Annotated in this window: 15 protein-coding genes, 1 rRNA gene and 1 pseudogene; 4 read left to right on the forward strand and 13 right to left on the reverse strand. The window is 66.1% G+C overall.

Annotated elements, in window-relative coordinates; genetic code table 11:
• Nucleotides 1-119: 119 nt before the first annotated feature.
• From lgt to ACIBI6_RS37950, 6 genes are all read right to left on the reverse strand, one after another.
• Nucleotides 120-1,355 carry a prolipoprotein diacylglyceryl transferase gene (gene lgt / locus ACIBI6_RS37925; RefSeq protein ID WP_396959803.1) on the reverse strand — a complete coding sequence of 412 codons (1,236 nt, stop codon included), beginning with the start codon at nt 1,353-1,355 and terminating at the stop codon, nt 120-122.
• 68 nt (nt 1,356-1,423) lie between these two features.
• On the reverse strand, nt 1,424-2,224 hold the full coding sequence (gene trpA / locus ACIBI6_RS37930; RefSeq protein WP_364359023.1) for a tryptophan synthase subunit alpha: 801 nt from the start codon (nt 2,222-2,224) through the stop codon (nt 1,424-1,426).
• A gap of 160 nt (nt 2,225-2,384) precedes the next feature.
• The gene (gene trpB / locus ACIBI6_RS37935) at nt 2,385-3,650 is read right to left on the reverse strand and encodes a tryptophan synthase subunit beta (RefSeq protein ID WP_364359020.1); all 1,266 of its coding nucleotides are present in this window, start codon (nt 3,648-3,650) and stop codon (nt 2,385-2,387) included.
• A gap of 78 nt (nt 3,651-3,728) precedes the next feature.
• Nucleotides 3,729-4,547: an indole-3-glycerol phosphate synthase TrpC gene (gene trpC, locus ACIBI6_RS37940; protein WP_364359017.1), complete on the reverse strand. Its 819-nt coding sequence runs from the start codon at nt 4,545-4,547 to the stop codon at nt 3,729-3,731.
• A gap of 129 nt (nt 4,548-4,676) precedes the next feature.
• On the reverse strand, nt 4,677-5,423 hold the full coding sequence (locus ACIBI6_RS37945; protein WP_364359014.1) for a TIGR02234 family membrane protein: 747 nt from the start codon (nt 5,421-5,423) through the stop codon (nt 4,677-4,679).
• The gene (locus tag ACIBI6_RS37950) at nt 5,420-6,970 is read right to left on the reverse strand and encodes an anthranilate synthase component I (protein WP_364359011.1); all 1,551 of its coding nucleotides are present in this window, start codon (nt 6,968-6,970) and stop codon (nt 5,420-5,422) included. The genes ACIBI6_RS37945 and ACIBI6_RS37950 overlap by 4 nt, the downstream gene beginning before the upstream one ends.
• 221 nt (nt 6,971-7,191) lie before the next feature.
• On the opposite strand from ACIBI6_RS37950, the gene ACIBI6_RS37955 reads away from it, so the two are divergent.
• The 3 genes from ACIBI6_RS37955 to ACIBI6_RS37965 all read left to right on the forward strand — a co-directional run bounded on the left by ACIBI6_RS37955 (nt 7,192) and on the right by ACIBI6_RS37965 (nt 8,995).
• Complete coding sequence (locus ACIBI6_RS37955) at nt 7,192-7,656, forward strand: peroxiredoxin (protein ID WP_364359008.1); 465 nt, start codon at nt 7,192-7,194, stop codon at nt 7,654-7,656.
• A gap of 87 nt (nt 7,657-7,743) precedes the next feature.
• The gene (locus tag ACIBI6_RS37960) at nt 7,744-8,307 is read left to right on the forward strand and encodes a permease (protein ID WP_364359005.1); all 564 of its coding nucleotides are present in this window, start codon (nt 7,744-7,746) and stop codon (nt 8,305-8,307) included.
• A 235-nt stretch (nt 8,308-8,542) separates the two neighbouring features.
• Nucleotides 8,543-8,995: a MarR family transcriptional regulator gene (locus tag ACIBI6_RS37965; RefSeq protein WP_364359002.1), complete on the forward strand. Its 453-nt coding sequence runs from the start codon at nt 8,543-8,545 to the stop codon at nt 8,993-8,995.
• Between the two features lie 19 nt (nt 8,996-9,014).
• Here ACIBI6_RS37965 and hisI read toward each other — a convergent pair whose 3' ends face one another.
• The 6 genes and pseudogenes from hisI to ACIBI6_RS37995 all read right to left on the reverse strand — a co-directional run bounded on the left by hisI (nt 9,015) and on the right by ACIBI6_RS37995 (nt 14,014).
• Nucleotides 9,015-9,359 (reverse strand): phosphoribosyl-AMP cyclohydrolase, encoded by a 345-nt coding sequence (gene hisI, locus ACIBI6_RS37970; protein ID WP_364358999.1) that lies wholly within the window; start codon nt 9,357-9,359, stop codon nt 9,015-9,017.
• 349 nt (nt 9,360-9,708) lie between these two features.
• Nucleotides 9,709-10,654, reverse strand: a pseudogene (locus ACIBI6_RS37975) (TIGR03564 family F420-dependent LLM class oxidoreductase).
• Nucleotides 10,655-11,084: 430 nt separating this feature from the next.
• Nucleotides 11,085-11,858 (reverse strand): imidazole glycerol phosphate synthase subunit HisF, encoded by a 774-nt coding sequence (gene hisF, locus ACIBI6_RS37980; protein ID WP_364358992.1) that lies wholly within the window; start codon nt 11,856-11,858, stop codon nt 11,085-11,087.
• Between the two features lie 86 nt (nt 11,859-11,944).
• Nucleotides 11,945-12,760, reverse strand: coding sequence for an inositol monophosphatase (locus tag ACIBI6_RS37985; RefSeq protein WP_364358989.1), 816 nt, complete (start codon nt 12,758-12,760; stop codon nt 11,945-11,947).
• 7 nt (nt 12,761-12,767) lie between these two features.
• Nucleotides 12,768-13,499, reverse strand: coding sequence for a bifunctional 1-(5-phosphoribosyl)-5-((5-phosphoribosylamino)methylideneamino)imidazole-4-carboxamide isomerase/phosphoribosylanthranilate isomerase PriA (gene priA, locus ACIBI6_RS37990; RefSeq protein WP_364358986.1), 732 nt, complete (start codon nt 13,497-13,499; stop codon nt 12,768-12,770).
• Between the two features lie 62 nt (nt 13,500-13,561).
• On the reverse strand, nt 13,562-14,014 hold the full coding sequence (locus tag ACIBI6_RS37995) for a MarR family transcriptional regulator (protein WP_364358982.1): 453 nt from the start codon (nt 14,012-14,014) through the stop codon (nt 13,562-13,564).
• 101 nt (nt 14,015-14,115) lie between these two features.
• On the opposite strand from ACIBI6_RS37995, the gene ACIBI6_RS38000 reads away from it, so the two are divergent.
• A complete protein-coding gene (locus tag ACIBI6_RS38000; protein ID WP_364358979.1) occupies nt 14,116-14,622 on the forward strand; it encodes a nuclear transport factor 2 family protein in 507 nt (168 codons plus the stop codon).
• Nucleotides 14,623-14,896: 274 nt separating this feature from the next.
• Here the strand turns inward: ACIBI6_RS38000 and rrf are convergent.
• Nucleotides 14,897-15,013 (reverse strand): 5S ribosomal RNA (rrf, locus tag ACIBI6_RS38005).
• Nucleotides 15,014-15,173 lie beyond the last annotated feature (160 nt).

The following is a 15,173-nucleotide window of genomic DNA, read 5'->3' on the forward strand; positions in this document are numbered from 1 at the left end:
GGGTACTCACCCGTCTCCCCGCGTATTTGCCGGGCGATTGAGCGCCCGAGGGTATCGTCGCGGACACGCGTTCGCGTGTCTACTCGGTGCACCGACGAGTTGCCCAAGTCGTTGTGGGATCAGCCGTCCTTTTTCGAAGTATCAACCTTGCCCAGCTCGACGTCCGAGTTTTCGGACTCCGTTGAGTTATCGCCGGCGGTATCCGGTCCGTTGCCGGAGTTCTCGGATTTTGTCAGATCCGGATTCTCGGCAGCATCGTCCTCGATCTTCCCCGACCGATTCTGGTCCGACACGTCGTCTTTGTCGGTTTCCGCGAGCGCAGCTGCCTGCTTCCCGGCACTGTGCTTCGGCGGCGCTGCTTGCGCGACAGCGGCCGCCTTCGACGCGGCCTCGGATTCGGCGCCCGCCGCACGCAGCGCCCCGATCTGCCACGGCCATGGCCGCGCGACCGTCGACGGCTGCAGTTGATCGGCGATCTCCCTGCCCTTGGTCGCGAACACGAAATAGGCTACGGCGGCGAGGAATACGAGTGCCGAGGTGAACGAGTTGATGCGGATGCCCACGATCTTGGTCGCCTCGTCGTCGCGCAGCAGTTCGACGAAGAAGCGGCCCAGGCAGTATCCGGCGACGTAGAGCGCGAACAGGCGGCCGTGCCCGATGCGATAGCGCTTATCGATCTGCACCAGCAGCACCACGATCAGCAGGTTCCAGATCATCTCGTACAGGAAGGTCGGCTGCACGACCTTGTCGACGACGCCGGTGGACACGCCGTTCATCATGTCGAGCTTGCCCTGATCATCGAAGCGCAGGTAGATCTCGAGACCCCAGGGCAGCTCGGTTTTGCGGCCGTAGAGCTCCTGGTTGAAGTAATTGCCGAGCCGTCCGATGGCCTGAGCCAGCAGAATCGGCGGCGCGATCGCATCGCCCAACGCGGGCAATGGGATTCGGTAGACCCGACAGCCGATCCAGGCGCCGACACCGCCGAGGAAGACCGCGCCCCAGATGCCGAGGCCGCCCTGGTAGATCTTCAGCGCATCGATCGGATGGCCGTCGGCGCCGAAGTACTTCTGCCAGTCGGTGGCAACGTGATAGAGCCGCCCGCCGACCAGACCGAAGGGCACTGCGAACATCGCGACATCGAGAATCGTGCCCTTCTGCCCGCCGCGCTCCTGCCAGCGCCGCTCACCCCACCAGATGGCGACGACGATGCCGAGGATGATGCACAGGGCGTAGGCCCGTAGCGGGAATGGACCGATATGCCAAACGCCCTGGGACGGGCTGGGAATGTAGGCCAGCACATCAGCGGTGACGGCACCGTTGCTCAGGACGCTGTCTGCGAGGACTCGTAAGGTCACGGCCCCAACCGTAGCGGAGCACGGCCACATCGCGAGATTCGCGGTCGGCGTGCCCCGCTCGCGGGCGGTTAGGAGGCGACGGTCGCGGACCGAACACCCTCGGCCAGTTCGGCCGTGAGGGTGCGCACCGCGTCGAGTCCCTGCGCCGCGGCGGTCACCAGTGCCGAGCCGACGATGACTCCGTCTGCGTAGGAGGCGATTTCGGCCGCCTGCGCACCGTTGCGCACACCGAGGCCGACCCCGATCGGGATATCGGAGTGGGCGCGGATGCGCGCGCACAGCGCCGGAGCCGCGGAGGAAACCACGTCACGGGCGCCGGTGACACCCATTGTCGAGGCAGCGTAGACGAAGCCGCGACTGGCCTCCAGCGTCTTGACCAGACGCTCCTCGGTGGACGACGGTGCGACCAGGAAGATGCGGTCCAGATCGTGTGCGGCCGAGGCGACGAACCAGCTGTCGGCCTCTTCCGGGATGAGGTTGGGGGTGATGATGCCGGACCCGCCCGCGGCGGCCAGATCGCGCGAGAAACGGTCGACGCCATATTGCAGCACCGGATTCCAGTAACTCATCACGACGGCCTTACCGCCCGCCGCGGTGATCGCCTCGACCACCGAGAACACATCGCGCACCCGGACGCCGCCGCGCAGCGCCTGATCAGCGGCGGCCTGGATGGTCGGTCCGTCCATCACCGGATCGGAGTAGGCGACGCCGACTTCGACTATGTCGCAACCGGATTCAACCATGGTGCGGCACACCTCGATCGAACCGGCCAAATCCGGATAACCGGCGGGCAGATAGCCGATCAGCGCGGCCCGACCCTCCGCGCGACAGGCGGCGAACGTGTTCGCGAGACGGGACTGCTGACTCACGACAGCGCCTCGTTGGCGCTCGGCTCCATCATGACCGAGCGATACTCGACTGTGTCTTCGGTTCGCTCGCTGCGCTCGCTCCTGCCTCCGCCTCGCTGACGCTCGGCTCCGGCACGAGCGAGGTGCTCGACTGTGTCTTTGGATCGCTCGCTGCGCTCGCTCACTGGTGGTTCTCCTTGTCGGCGGCGTGGTCATCGAACAGCCCGAACCAGCGTGCCGCCGTGTCCATATCCTTATCGCCGCGCCCGGACAGGTTCACCAGGATGATCGCGCCCTTGCCCAGTTCCTTGCCGAGGTTCAGCGCACCAGCCACCGCGTGCGCGGATTCGATCGCCGGAATGATGCCCTCGGCGCGGCTGAGCAGCAGCAGCGCGTCCATCGCTTCGGTATCGGTGATCGGGTGGTATTCGGCGCGACCGATGTCCTTGAGGTAGGCGTGTTCGGGACCGACACCCGGATAGTCCAAACCGGCAGAGATCGAATGCGATTCGATGGTCTGGCCGTCCTCGTCCTGCAGCAGATACGAGTACGCGCCCTGGAACGCGCCGGGGGTGCCGCCGGTGAAAGTCGCGGCGTGCCTTCCGGTTTCGACGCCGTCACCGGCCGCCTCGTAGCCGATCAGCCGCACGCCCGGATCGTCGATGAAGGGATGGAAGATCCCGATGGCGTTGGAGCCGCCGCCCACGCAGGCGGTGACCGCATCGGGCAGTCGACCGGTGAGTGCCTGTACCTGGGCGCGAGCCTCCAGGCCGACGATGCGCTGGAGATCGCGCACCATCATCGGGAACGGGTGCGGGCCCGCGGCGGTGCCGAAGCAGTAGTAGGTGGCCTCGGCATTGGTGACCCAGTCGCGCAGCGCCTCGTTGATCGCATCCTTCAGGGTCTGCGAACCGGTGCGCACCGAGATCACCTCGGCGCCGAGCAGCCGCATGCGAGCCACATTCAGCGCTTGGCGGGCGGTGTCGACCGCACCCATATAGACGACGCATTCGAGGCCGAGCAGTGCGCACGCGGTCGCGGTGGCGACCCCATGCTGACCTGCGCCGGTCTCGGCGATCACCCGGGTCTTGCCCATGCGCTTGGCGAGCAACGCCTGGCCGAGCACGTTATTGATCTTGTGCGAACCGGTGTGGTTCAGATCCTCGCGCTTGAGGATGATGCGCGCACCACCGGCATGCTCGGCGAGGCGCTGGCATTCGAAGATCGGCGACGGGCGGCCGGTGTAGTCGCGCTGCAGCCGGTCCAGTTCGTCGAGAAAGGCGGGATCGAGGCGACACTTCTCGTATTCGGCGGTGACCTCCTCGATCACCGCCATCAGCGCCTCCGGCACATGCCTGCCGCCGTAAACGCCGAAGTGGCCGCCCAGATCCGGCTCGTGGTCGCTGCGGTCGTGCACACCGTCGGAGGCCTTGGGCAGTGCCGTCACGACGCCGCCTCGCCGGCGCTCGGCTCCATCGCGCCCGCACGGGCCGCTGTGTTCATGATTCGCTCGCTCACTGCGTCGTCACCGACCCCGCCGCGCGGGCTTCGGGCACGACGGGTGGGTGCCCGCGGTCACCAGTTCGGAGACGGCCGCGCGCGGGTCGCCACTGGTGACCAGCCCCTCGCCGACGAGCACGGCATCGGCACCCGCACCGGCGTAGGCCAGCAGGTCGGCGGTGCCGCGAATACCGGATTCGGCGATGCGGATGACCTCGGTGGGCAGGCCGGGCGCAATGCGTGCGAAGACATCGCGGTCGACGTCCAGGGTCTTGAGGTTGCGGGCGTTGACGCCGATCACGGAGGCGCCGGCCTCCAAAGCGCGGTCGGCCTCTTCCTCGGTGTGCACCTCGACCAGGGCTGTCATGCCCAGCGATTCGGTGCGGTCGATCAGTGAGCTCAGTACGTCCTGTTCGAGGGCGGCCACGATGAGCAGGATGACGTCGGCGCCGTGCGCGCGGGCCTCGTGGATCTGGTAGGGCCCGACGACGAAATCCTTGCGCAGGATCGGGATATTCACGGTGGCGCGGACCGCGTCCAGGTCATCGAGCGACCCATGGAAGCGACGGCTCTCGGTGAGCACGCTGATGACGCGCGCTCCGCCGTCCTCGTAGGCCTTGGCCAGACTCGCAGGGTCCGGGATATCCGCGAGCTCCCCCTTGGACGGGCTGGCCCGCTTGACCTCGGCAATGACGCCGATGCCGTCTTCGAGGAGCGCGGCGCGGGCGTCCAGCGGCGCGGGTGCCGCGGCTGCGGCCGCCTTGATCGCCTGGAAGTCCAAAAGGGCTTCCCGTGCGGCCACATCCGCGCGGACCCCGTCGAGAATCGAGTCGAGTACCGTCATCTGGCTCGAATCCTTTCTGGGGAGACGGACTTGCTGCCTGAGAATCCCCCCAGGCGCTGTCTCACCGATGCTGTCAAAGAATAAATGGCTGCTTGTGGCGCAACTGCGCCGGGGCTTGTAGTCACCTGCTCAGACACCTCGATGCCCTTGTTTCCCCTGATCATGATCGGCGGAATCGTCGGTGGCCGAAGTGGACCCACCCGCCTGTTCGGTCGGGTCCGTGCCCGCGTCCAACGCATCCCAGAGCACGCGCTCGGAAAGTTGTCCGGTATCGGCCGCCGCGTCGTCGGTGCGCTGACGCGTCACCTCTTCGGTGGCGGCAGCCCTGCGGAAGACCGGATTGTCGTACTTGGCCGACAGGCGGGCGGCGTCCTCGGGCATGCGAGCCAGCAGGACACCGGCCACGAAGGCCGCCAGCGCCCCCAGCAGCGAAAGTACGGCCGGGAACTGGGAAGTGACCACCTCGGTCACGGTCGCGCGGCCGGGCAGCTCCGCCAGGGTGGCGGCACGGGCGGCGGTCGCGCTGGATTTGGTCAGTAGGGCGAAGGCGGGAACGGCCGTCACCGCGGCGACCAGACCGATCAGGACGCCGAACATGCGCCGCAGCCAACCGCGTGTCGCCAGTACTGCGGCGACGGCGGCCAGCAGGACCAGGGCCAGCGGCGTGAGCGCACCGAACCAGACACCGCCGTTGAGTTTGTCGGTGCGTGGTTCGGTCAGGCCGTCGGTGGACGAGACAGTTACCCATGTCATCCGGGAGGAGCCCCACAGCGCCGCGGCGGCGATGGCGAGCAGGACGATCGCGCCGACCGGATATTTGCGCTTCGAGGTCTGCGGGACGGCCGGATCGGTATCGGGAGGTTCCGAATCGGTCATTCCGCACTGCCGTCCGCAGGTGCGCTGTACGCCCGAACAGTTTTCGCGGCTGCCACCGCTCGCAGCACCGCCATGGCCTTGTTGCGGGATTCGACGTCCTCATAGTCCGGATCCGAATCCGCGACGATGCCCGCACCAGCCTGCACATAGGCGGTGCCGTCCTTCAGCAGTGCGGTGCGGATGGCGATCGCGGTATCGGCATCGCCCGCGAAGTCGAGATAGCCGACGACACCGCCGTAGACGCCACGACGGGTGGGCTCGAGTTCCTCGATGAGCTCCATCGCACGCACCTTCGGCGCGCCGGACAACGTGCCCGCTGGGAAACAGGCATTGACCGCGTCCAGTGCGATCTTGCCCGGCGCGAGGCGGCCCGAGACCGTCGAGACCAGATGCATGACGTGGCTGTAGCGCTCGATATGCCGGTACTCGGTGACCCGCACCGTGCCCGGCTGGCAGACCCGGCCCAGATCGTTGCGGCCGAGGTCGACGAGCATCAGATGCTCGGCGTTCTCCTTCTCGTCGGCCAGCAGGCCCTTCTCCAGCAGCAGATCGTCCTCCTCGGTGGCGCCGCGCCACCGGGTACCCGCGATCGGATGGGTCGTCGCCACACCCTCTTTCACGGTAACCAGCGATTCCGGACTGGAACCGACGATGGAGAACGCCGTGGCGCCGTCGCCGTCCGGGATGTGGATCAGGTACATGTACGGGCTCGGATTGGCGGCACGCAGCATCCGGTACAGGTCCAGAGGCGCACCGTCGTAATCCATTTCGAAGCGCTGCGAGAGCACCACCTGGAACGCCTCGCCCGCCTCGATCTCCTTGACCAGGCGACGCACGCCCGCGCCGAATTCTTCGGTGGTGCGGCGGCGGATGTACTCCGGCTCGGGCTGATCGAAGACCGAAACCGTGGACTCCGAGGGCGCGGCCAGCGCCGCGGTCATCCGGTCCAGCCGGGCCACCGCATCGTCATAGGCCTCGTCGACCCGTTCGGCGGTGCCGTTCCAGTTGACCGCATTGGCGATCAGGGTGATCGCGCCCTCGTGGTGGTCGAAGGCCGCGAGATCGGTGGCGAGCATCAGCACCATCTCGGGCAGCCGCAGATCGTCGACGGCGAGGGTGGGCAGTCGCTCGATGCGGCGAACCGCGTCGTAGCCGAGGTAGCCGACCATGCCGCCGGTCAGCGGGGGCAGACCGGGCAGCCGCTCGGTCTGCAGCAGTTGCAGGGTTTCACGCAGCGCCACCAGCGGATCGCCGCCGCAGGGCGCGTCCGCTGGGGTGTGCCCGAGCCAGGCCGCTTCGCCGTCCACGACCGTCAGCGCGGATGGGCTGCCAGCCCCGATGAACGACCAGCGCGACCAGGACCGCCCGTTCTCCGCGGACTCGAACAGGAAGGTACCGGCCCGATCCGCGGCCAACTTGCGGTAGGCCGACAGCGGAGTTTCGGAGTCCGCCAGCACCTTTCGGGTCACGGGGACCACCCGATGCTCCGCGGCCAGCTCGTGGAACTGTTCGCGGGTCGTGGTGGTGGGAGTGGACGCGCCAGGCATGTGTCCATCATCCCAGGTGGCACCGACAGCCTTGTCGGCGCGTCCCAACCTGCTGAACCGACTGTCCGGTTCTGAAGTGCCGCGAGGGAAATTGAAAAATCCACAAATCGCCGCACTCATCGGCGCTCAGCCGCGATGAGAACCCGTCATTCCGGTATCTGGCCTGACAGGGACCAAGCGCGGGGGCGGCAAACCGACCTCGCGCCCGGTACTGTCCCACTATGCAGACAGGTCAGCTCGCTCCCGAGTTCGAGCTTCCCGATCAATCCGGCACCCCGCGTTCGCTCGACGCGCTGCTCGCGAACGGTCCGCTGGTGCTGTTCTTCTACCCCGCCGCGAATACCCCGATCTGCACGGCGGAGGCGTGCCACTTCCGTGATCTGTCCGCCGAATTCGCGGCGCTGGGCGCATCGTGCGTCGGCATCAGCACCGATAGCGTCGACACCCAGGCCGGATTCGCATCCAAGCAGAACCTCGGTTACCCGCTGCTGTCGGATGTCGACGGCAAGGTCGCCTCGACCTTCGAGGTGAAGCGCGGACTGCTCGGCAAGCTCGCCCCGGTCAAGCGGCAGACCTTCGTGATCGACCGGGATCGCAAGGTCGCCAAGGTGATCACCGGCGAGTTCCGGGCCGATGCGCACGCGGACGAGGCGCTGAAGTTCCTGCGCGAGCGTGCTCTGCAGTAGCCCTGCTCTCGAACACGCGGTAACGGCCGCGAAAAACACCAGGTCCATCGCCGTCGATCTCCCGGTTGCCCGGCATACGCTGGGTTCATGACTTCGAGCGAGGTTCGGCCGGACGGGCAGAAATCCACGCTGGCCACGTGGCGCACCCGGATCATCGGCGCAGTGGCGGTCATCGTCGTACTGATCATCGCCTACTTCATTCTGGCGGCGTTCATTCCGCGCTGGTGGGCGCAGCGCATCGCAGAGCTGGTGAGCGGCAGTTTCAGCAAGGGCATCGGCTGGGGCCTGATTTACGGCCTACTCGGCACCGCCATCCCGGTGTTCTTGCTGCTGTTCGCCGCGCTGATCTGGAAGCGACGAGCCGGAAAGTTCATCGCGGGTGCCGCCGCGTTGCTCGCGCTGATCATCGCGATTCCGAATCTCATGACGCTGTCGATCGTGCTCGGCGAGAGTAGTGCCGCCCATGCCGGTCAACGGATTCTCGACGTCGACGCGCCCGCATTCCGTGGCGCTTCACTCGTCGGCGCCATCGTGGCGGTCGTGGTTTTCCTCGCCGTGGCGGGCCTGCTGGCCTGGCGGCGGTGGCAGCGCAGACATCCAGGCAAGCAGGCGGCGCCCGCTGCCACTCGGCAAACGCCGACAGTTGGCTAGGACACGGCACCGACACGCCCTGCGGCTCTGTGAATGACCTCACGTCGCGGACCAAGTCCATGACGGTCGAGCGAAGTCGTGGCAAACTCAATCACGCGAGTGACCGTGAACATGCTTTTCATTAATCGCTAGGTTCGCTAACAATAAGACGTCACTTGGCTCGAAAGAAGGCACCCCAGTGACGAAGTGGCTCGACCCGGACGAACAACGAGCTTGGCGCGCGATCGTTGCGCTGATGACACGTCTACCAGGCGCTTTGGATACCCAACTGCAGCGCGAATCCGGGGTTACCCATTTCGAATACTGGGTGCTCACCCTGTTATCCGAGGAACCCGGCCATCGGCTGCAGATGAGTGAGCTTGCCCACAAAGCAAATGCATCGCTATCGCGCCTGTCCCATGTGGTGTCAAAGCTGGAACGAATGGGCTGGGCGCAACGGTCAGCAACCACGGGCCGCCGCGGCGTGCAGGCGGTGCTCACCGACGACGGCTACTCGAAGGTCGTCGAGGCGGCGCCCGGCTATCTGGATGCGGTGCGGCAGTTGGTTTTCGATGGTCTCGATGCCGCACAGACGGCGCAACTCGCCGACCTCAGCGAACTGCTCGTCAGGCAGCTCGGCGACTCGCTGAGCCAGTCCAACGGCAAATCGACGCAGGTCGAGGAGCGCGGCGAGCAGCCGAATCCATAGCGGTCGCGCGAGGTTGGGCTCAGCTCTCGGCGAGCAGCAGGTCCGAGTCGAAGCAGGTGTGCGTGCCGGTGTGGCAGGCCGCGCCCTCCTGGTCGACGACGAGCAAGATCGTGTCGCCGTCACAATCGAGGCGAACCTCGTGCACGTACTGGGTGTGGCCGGAGGTTTCGCCCTTGACCCAGTACTGCTGGCGCGAACGCGAATAGTAGGTCGCCTTGCGGGTTTCCAGCGTGCGGGCCAGCGCCTCGTCGTCCATCCAGGCAACCATCAGCACATCGCCGGTGCCGCGCTCCTGGGCGACCGCGGCGACGAGTCCGGCGTCATTGCGCTTGAGCCGGGCGGCGATGGCGGGGTCGAGAGTCATATCACCGTTATACAGGCAGCTCCGCACCGGAACACATCGTGTAGTGCCGAAACGTACCCGACGCGATTGTTCCTACTCCTCCGGCAGCGGAATCAGTTCGAGATGTTCGGCCACAGGCTTTTTGGTGCACGCGGCCCTGCCGGTGACCAAGTTCACCCCGCCCCGGTGGGCAACCAGCCATTTGCCACAGACGCAACGCAGATAGCGAACCGAACCATGTGTCGACACCAGTATCGGCGATGGCCAGGAGCATGCGGGACACGTGGCGGACATGGTCGCTAAGCCTGGGTAACTCTCCGGCAGATAGCAATCACCGCCACGGCGTGGCGGCAGACGAATTCGAAGAATGTCAAGCTGCGCGAGTGCGATTCAGCTCACCGAGGAGCTCCCAGGTCCGGCGCCGGTCGGCCTCGGAGGCCAGATCTGTTTGGGCCACAACAACATCGGTGGCGCCCGCTTCGAAGTAAGCGTTGATCTGATCGGCGAGGGTCTGCTCGTCACCGATCACGGCGAGTTCGGCGGCGTGCGATACACCGGACAGTTCGATCATTCGCCGATAGGACGGAATTTCGTTGTAGAAGGCCATCTGTTCGGCCGCCGTCGCACGAGTGCTGTCGACATCGGCGGTGACCACGCCCGCAACCATGGCGACAATGCGGGGTCGCGGACGTCCAGCTTGTTCGGCCGCCGCTGTGATGGGCGCGACGATGTGCTCGCCCAGTGCTTTCGGACCGACCAGAAATGGCATTGTGCCGTCGGCCAATTCGGCGGTGACACGCAGCGCCTGCGGCCCCATCGCCGCGACGAGGACCGGCACCGTCGGCTCGGCACCCGCGACGGCGGCGGGCATCCGCGTTACGGCACTGAGGGTTTCGCCACGGAATTCCACCGAACCGTTGTCCAGGACAGCGCGCAATGCGGTCAGGAATTCGCGAAGCCGCGTAATCGGCCGGTCGAAGTTCTCGCCGAACGCCGCCTCGGTAATCGAGCGGGCACCGAGCCCGAGGCCGAGGGTGAAGCGACCGTGGGTTGCGGCCTGAGCAGTCTGCGCCTGACTCGCGATCAGTAGTGGATGTCGCGCGGAAATCGGAACGACCGATGTGCCGACCGCCAACTCCGGCACATCGCGTCCGACAGTGCCCGCAACGCCGATGGTGTCATGAGAGAACAATTGACCGAACCACAGCGAACTCAACCCGGCCCCGGCTGCCCTCCCGCCCCAGCGCAACCGCACCGTCCACCGCATTGTCGGCGGCATCGAGGGCAAACGGAGACAACGCAATTCCGATACTCATCCCGATGCAACCGCAACGTCCCCCACCCCATTCCGTCGGGCTGTCGCATATCTGCCGAGAACCCTCGCAGGGTCTATTGCCGAATTGGCGCAGGTTCGGCCGGCGTGCAGTCACGATTCGCGCAGGTTCGGCCGCGGGCCTATGTGGCGGCTGAGACCCAATCATGCCTGCCGCTAGGTGATTTGGTCCGTCGCTGTGACTGCGGTCCGACGACACGACCGCACGTTCGGCGTACTCGGCAACAGCCTCTATACCTTGTGCGAGGCAATCACTGGTTATGCGTCAGGTGCGCGAGCTAGTCCCGCGTCCAGCCTCGGTGGGTCCGTCGAACGCAGCCGAATGGTGGTCGCCCACACCGTATCGACCGCCACATCACTACGCTCGGCGAGCAGCCGGAGCGGATGGCGCAGTGAGCTATCTGGACGAGGTACTAGCGAACGATGATTTGTTCGGCGCGCATGGCGGCTTTTACCTCGGCGATGGTGAGGTCGCCGAAGTGGAAGACGCTGGCGGCCAGGACCGCGTCCGCACCGGCCTGAACGGCGGGTGCGAAGTGTTCGATGGCACCGGCACCGCCGCTGGCGATCACCGGCACCGAAACCGCCTCGCGGACCGCCTCGATCATGGGCAGATCGAAGCCTGCCTTGGTGCCGTCGGCATCCATCGAGTTGAGCAGGATCTCGCCGACGCCGAGTTCGGCTCCGCGCACGGCCCATTCGATGGCGTCGATACCGGTGCCGCGCTTACCGCCGTGCGTGGTGACCTCCCAGCCGGACGGAGTGTCGGGCTGGCCGTCGGGAACGGTGCGGGCATCCACCGACAGCACGATGCACTGGGAACCGAAGCGCTCCGACATTTCCCGCAAGACCTCGGGGCGCGCGATGGCAGCGGTATTCACCGACACCTTGTCCGCACCCGCACGCAGCAGCCGGTCGACATCCTCGACCGTGCGCACGCCGCCGCCGACGGTCAGCGGGATGAAGATCTGTTCGGCCGTGCGGGTCACCACATCGATCATGGTGCCGCGGTCGCCGGTTGAGGCGGTGACGTCGAGGAAGGTCAGCTCATCGGCTCCCTGCAGGTCGTAGGCGGCGGCGAGTTCGACGGGATCGCCCGCATCACGCAGGTTTTCGAAGTTGACGCCCTTCACCACCCGGCCCGCGTCGACATCCAGACACGGAATAACGCGTACCGCCAACGTCATCGGCTCACCCTTCTACGAATCATGCTGTATTCACCCACTCCGCCAGCTCTGCCGGCTGCCATCCCCTGGGTCCTTCGTACGCAGCCTCACGCATCGTCGGCGACCGTGCAAATCATTTCGAGCAGCTCCTCGTGTACCCCCGGCGCGGCGGCCAGCACCGAACCCGAGGTGATGGTCCACGGCTCCCCCGCCAGATCGGTGACAATCCCGCCCGCCGCGCGCACCAACGCGACGCCCGCGGCGTTGTCCCACGGATGGTGCCCGAAGACGATCGCGCCGCCGAGCACACCCGATGCGGTGAACGCGAGATCGATGCCGGTGGAGCCATGCATGCGCACCCGCGAGGACAGCCTGCTCAGCGGACCGAGCAGATCGAAACGGAACCGGCCGGGAATGCGTCCGGCGGAATCCACATTGAACGCGCCGAAGCCGATCATCGCCTCGCCGAGTTTCCCGTGCGGCAGGCGCGGCAGCGGCTGGCCGTTCAGCAACACCGGACCGTCAGCGACCGCCGCATAGCGCTGGCCGAGCAATGGCAGCCAGGTCAGCCCGAGCAGCGGCTCACCTTCGTGCACCAGCGCGAGCAGCATGCCCGAAAGGGGATGTCCCGATGAATAATTGAAGGTGCCGTCGATCGGATCGAGCACCCACGCGGTCCCCGACGTGAGCTGCGGACCCCCGAATTCCTCACCGTGCACCTCGATTCCGGTGCGCTGCTCGAGCTGTGCGGAAATCGTGCGCTCCAACTCGAGATCGAGTTCGGTCGCGAAGTCGTTGCGGCCCTTGGCCACCGCGCTCGGCGCGCCGACCCCCTCGACGAAACGCGGGCTTGCGGCATCGAGGATCGCACCGGCGACGTCGAGCAGGGCCGGTAGTTCGGTGTCGAGGCGGTTGGCGGTCATCGAATCGTCAGCGAACCGCGGCCAGCGCTTCGGGCAGCGTGAAGCGGCCCGCGTACAGCGCCTTGCCGACGATCGAACCCTCGACACCGTCGGGCACCAGCTCGGCGATGGCGATCAGATCCTCGATGGTGGAGACACCGCCGGAGGCGATGACCGGCGCGTCGGTGGCGGCGCAGACCTCGCGCAGCAGATCCAGGTTGGGGCCGGTGAGGGTGCCGTCCTTGGTCACGTCGGTGACCACGTAGCGGGAGCAACCGTCGCGCTCCAGGCGTTCGAGCACCTCCCACAGATCGCCGCCGTCGCTGACCCAGCCGCGACCGCGCAGCCGGTGTTCGCCATCGACGATCCGCACATCCAGGCCGACGGCGATGCGCTCACCGTGCTTGGCGATGGCGCGGGCGCACCACTGCGGGTCCTCCAATGCGGCGGTGCCGAGGTTCACCCGGGCACAGCCGGTACCCAGCGCGGCCTCGAGGGATTCGTCGTCGCGGATGCCGCCGGACAGCTCCACCTTGACATCGAGTTCGCCGACGACCTTGGCCAGCAGCTCACGATTCGAGCCACGGCCGAACGCCGCGTCCAGATCGACCAGATGCACCCACTCCGCACCGGCTTCCTGCCAGGCCAGCGCCGCATCGCGCGGGGAGCCGTAATTGGTTTCGCTGCCCGCCTCCCCCTGAACCAGGCGCACGGCCTCTCCATTGGCGACGTCGACAGCAGGTAGCAGCACAAGACTCACGGATGCAGTTTAGTTGCTCGCTCCGCGCGCCCTATCCCCGGCCTGCGGAAATAGCGGCGCGATCACCCTTGCACATGATCATCGAGGACCCGTGTGAGCAGCCGTACCAGTTCGCGGCGCTCGGCGGCGGAGAGGGCAGCGAGTAGTTCGTCCTGTGCGCCTTCGATTCGCTGGTCCAGTTCGTCCAGGTGACGGCTGCCCGCCTTGGTGATGGTGACGATATTGCGGCGGCGGTCGCTCGGATCCGGGGCGCGTTCGATCAAACCGCGTTCGGCGAGATCATTCAGCGCGGCGACGATATCGCTGCGATCGATGCGGGTGCGGCGGCCTAGATCGGCCTGGCTTGCGGGGCCGAATTCGCCCAGCGTGGTCAGCAGGGCGTAGTGGTAGCGGCGCGATCCAGTTGCTTCGAAGGCGCGCTCCGTCGCTCGGTTGGCGAGGATCGCCACCTGGTTGACCAGTCGGGTGGGCAGGGCGCGCAGCCTGCCCGGCGTGTCCTCGTGCGCGATCTCCATGAAAGCAATGTAGCAAGACTTGTTGGTTCCACCCACGATCAGATACTGTTGGACTTGCCAACGTTGGATCAACCAACGTTTAGTTCGAAAGGATTCAACCCATGGGCAAGACCCGCCGCTTCCTCCCCCTCACCGCACTGCCGCTGGCGCTGCTCGCCGCCTGCACCACCACCAAGGACGACACGCACCAGTTCCGCGTACTAGTGGACCGCAGCGAGATCACCGGGCTGGTCAACCAATTGGGCCGCGCCCTGGACGAAGGACGCTTCGACGACTTCCGCACGATCTACACCGCCGACGCCACCGCGAAGACACCCGGCGGTCGGGCCGAGGGTCGTGCCGCGCTAATCGCGCAGGCAAGCCGGAATCATTCCGATGACAAGCACATTCAGCACTTCATCACCAATATGATGATCGATCTGCACGGCGATACAGCCGAGGTGCGGGCGAATCTCATTGCCACTTTCGCTCCTGCTACGACGGCCGTGTCGGAGCCGCAGTACACCCTCGGCGAGGTCTATCGCTTCGATGCGGTCCGCACGGCGGAGGGCTGGCGGCTATCACGGGTGGAGACAACTCCGCTGTGGTCCACGGGTACCCGGCCCTGAGCCGGTAGCACGAACCGTACGTCAACCGTGGCAAGAACCCTTGTGCGAGAACAACTCAGCGTGGCGGCGGCCGTGTATATCCGCGGTCCGCCAGCGCCGACGCAATCCAAATCCATTCGCCTACTTGGAATTCGGTTGCCGCACTCATATTGAGCGAAATCATCAATGCGCCGATCCTTCTGGGCGCCGATCCTTCTGGGCGCCAATCCACCTGGCGGGGGATCCTGATACGCAAAAAGGCCCCCAACGGTGTTGGGGGCCTTTCGCAAGGATGTTCCGGCGGTGTCCTACTCTCCCACACCCTGTCGAGTGCAGTACCATCGGCGCTGGTGGCCTTAGCTTCCGGGTTCGGAATGGGACCGGGCGTTTCCCCACCGCTATAGCCGCCGTAACTCTATGAAACTATCCACACAGAGAGCCAAACCCGATACCCACCCCCAACATGAAAGGGGGTTTCCTCGTGTCTGTCTTCTCGGTGATCTGTGTGTTGTTTCAGATACCGCACAGTGGACGCGTAGCTTCTTTGTTGGTAAGTCCTCGGCCGATTAGTA

This window comes from Nocardia sp. NPDC050412, from assembly GCF_044458825.1.
In the GTDB taxonomy this organism is placed as follows: domain Bacteria; phylum Actinomycetota; class Actinomycetes; order Mycobacteriales; family Mycobacteriaceae; genus Nocardia.

Excerpts from the sequence above, each read along its gene's own strand:
- ACIBI6_RS37950 (WP_364359011.1), bottom strand. The coding sequence starts at position 6,970 with ATGCCTGGCGCGTCCACTCCCACCACCACGACCCGCGAACAGTTCCAC.
- hisI (WP_364358999.1), bottom strand. The coding sequence starts at position 9,359 with ATGACTCTCGACCCCGCCATCGCCGCCCGGCTCAAGCGCAATGACGCC.
- ACIBI6_RS37955 (WP_364359008.1), top strand. The coding sequence starts at position 7,192 with ATGCAGACAGGTCAGCTCGCTCCCGAGTTCGAGCTTCCCGATCAATCC.
- ACIBI6_RS37965 (WP_364359002.1), top strand. The coding sequence starts at position 8,543 with ATGACACGTCTACCAGGCGCTTTGGATACCCAACTGCAGCGCGAATCC.
- trpC (WP_364359017.1), bottom strand. The coding sequence starts at position 4,547 with ATGACGGTACTCGACTCGATTCTCGACGGGGTCCGCGCGGATGTGGCC.
- ACIBI6_RS37945 (WP_364359014.1), bottom strand. The coding sequence starts at position 5,423 with ATGACCGATTCGGAACCTCCCGATACCGATCCGGCCGTCCCGCAGACC.
- ACIBI6_RS38000 (WP_364358979.1), top strand. The coding sequence starts at position 14,116 with ATGGGCAAGACCCGCCGCTTCCTCCCCCTCACCGCACTGCCGCTGGCG.
- ACIBI6_RS37960 (WP_364359005.1), top strand. The coding sequence starts at position 7,744 with ATGACTTCGAGCGAGGTTCGGCCGGACGGGCAGAAATCCACGCTGGCC.
- hisF (WP_364358992.1), bottom strand. The coding sequence starts at position 11,858 with ATGACGTTGGCGGTACGCGTTATTCCGTGTCTGGATGTCGACGCGGGC.
- ACIBI6_RS37995 (WP_364358982.1), bottom strand. The coding sequence starts at position 14,014 with ATGGAGATCGCGCACGAGGACACGCCGGGCAGGCTGCGCGCCCTGCCC.
- ACIBI6_RS37985 (WP_364358989.1), bottom strand. The coding sequence starts at position 12,760 with ATGACCGCCAACCGCCTCGACACCGAACTACCGGCCCTGCTCGACGTC.